This window comes from Bartonella sp. AP57NXGY, from assembly GCF_042195805.1.
Taxonomy (GTDB): Bacteria; Pseudomonadota; Alphaproteobacteria; order Rhizobiales; family Rhizobiaceae; genus Bartonella.
The window spans coordinates 1-1,712 of record NZ_JBHIOZ010000246.1; the positions used below are offsets into that span (position 1 = coordinate 1).

Sequence of the window (1,712 nt, forward strand, 5' to 3'; positions counted from 1 at the left end):
TTAAAGATTTTGGTGCTTTTATATTAAAGGCAGGATTTCTATTTAAAAGGGCATTATCAACCGCCCAATTAAAGAGATCGTTTAAAGAGGTCAAAAAATATTTTGCCGCTGCGAGAGTAGCTCGCCTTCTGTCTACGGCGTCAAGGATGTGGTGTTTTTCTATGCTTTTATGTGCACGATCAGCAATATTTTTAGAAACATTGTTCAGAATTCGATATTTAACTTTTTTAGTAGATTCTAATTGATTATGCCATTGCATGCTTTGTAAATACTGATGCAATAACCAATCGAAAGAGCCTTTTGTAAGTCTGTTTATTTTCTTGGAGATGCCATTTTGCGCTTGTTTAATAGCCAGCGTATATTTGCTCTGATGGAAATCAATGGACTGTCATAAATTTTAGCTTTTCCACTAATAAATGTACCACCGAAAACTTGTGCATCCCCAAAAACTTTGGCATAACCATAGACTTTTGCATCATCACTTATTCAGCAATTGCCATCATGACTTAGATTGTCTTCTTTTTGTATAAAAGCGCCAAGATCACCTGCCTTTACATCTCCAAAGTCTCTCAAATCACGGATGCAGTAAAGTGTAATGTATCCACCAACCTCAATTGTTTCATTAGTCAGTTCATATTTCTTTTCCTTGATTTGCGCAGAATTCACCCGTAGCGTGAATCATGCATCACTTAAAAGTTATTAGGAATGGGTAGGGGGCTGGGAGGCATATGGGCACTCCCATTTTTTAAAAATATGCAAATTTATTTTTTTAGATGTGCTTAATTTCATATTTCCAATCAGGCAACGGAATGAGAGCTAATGCGAGTTGTCCTCTATGACACATGCATACATTAGCTTCAAAACAGGTGATTGCAACGCGCTTTTTGTTTAAAAAAATTTGATACAATTTGTTTATTGCACAAGAACTATCCTTGAGAGTTGTATTTTGATAATCTTCAAAAAGGCGATCATAATCTTTTGTGTTTTCAAATTTCTTCGTTTTTCAGAGGCAATTCCAAGTTCAGGCATATGCCATATATTCAATATCAATGTTGTTTACAACTTTCTCTAATTGTCTTTTTGAAAATCCGTATTTTCTGCTTATTGGATTTTTACGAATATCATACAAAAGTTTAATATTATTTTTGATAAGTTGATTGAAATAGTCCTCAAAGGATTTTCTTTCATAGCCAATGGTAAAAAACAAAAGCTCTCATCTTTAGCAGGCTGTATGATAATATGTTTGATGTTACACACGTTTATTTCCTTAGTAAATAGGTGGGGGCTCTATGAGCGCCTCTTTCCAAAAGGATAAATTCTCCAGTGATTATCACAGCGTTGTGGAGCAAACAGGGGTTAAAGCTGGTGATGGCGGTTTTGATATCACTGTTAAAGATAAAACAACTTTGACCGGAGGTATTATTGAAAGCACAGCCTCGGCAGAAAAAACAGCCTGACCACAGGAAGTATCAGTACCAGTGATATCACCAACAGTGCGCATGCTCAAGCCAGCAGCCAAGGGTTTAGTCTTTCTGGGAATGACACGATAAAGAACATTGCCAAAAATGTTTTAAATCACGGCAAAGCCAAGGATGGAGCAGAAGGGGAAACCAAATCTGCTATCAGTGATGGGAGTATCATCCTTACTGATATAACTGGACAGACGGCGATGGGGCAAGATGCTGGACAAATCATTGGCTCTCTCAACCGTA

The 1,712-nt window shown here is 36.9% G+C and carries 1 protein-coding gene and 3 pseudogenes; 1 reads left to right on the forward strand and 3 read right to left on the reverse strand.

Going from position 1 to position 1,712, the window contains the following annotated elements; all coding sequences use genetic code 11:
• The 3 genes and pseudogenes from ACFIL8_RS09915 to ACFIL8_RS09925 all read right to left on the reverse strand — a co-directional run.
• Window positions 1–361 (reverse strand): annotated as a pseudogene (locus tag ACFIL8_RS09915) (phage integrase central domain-containing protein); the annotation flags it as partial.
• 125 nt (window positions 362–486) lie between these two features.
• Window positions 487–666 (reverse strand): hypothetical protein, encoded by a 180-nt coding sequence (locus ACFIL8_RS09920; protein WP_375613526.1) that lies wholly within the window; start codon window positions 664–666, stop codon window positions 487–489.
• Between the two features lie 103 nt (window positions 667–769).
• A pseudogene (locus tag ACFIL8_RS09925) lies at window positions 770–1,207 on the reverse strand (DUF488 family protein).
• 76 nt (window positions 1,208–1,283) lie between these two features.
• Between ACFIL8_RS09925 and ACFIL8_RS09930 the strand changes: the two are divergent.
• Window positions 1,284–1,712: pseudogene (locus ACFIL8_RS09930) on the forward strand (filamentous hemagglutinin); the annotation flags it as partial.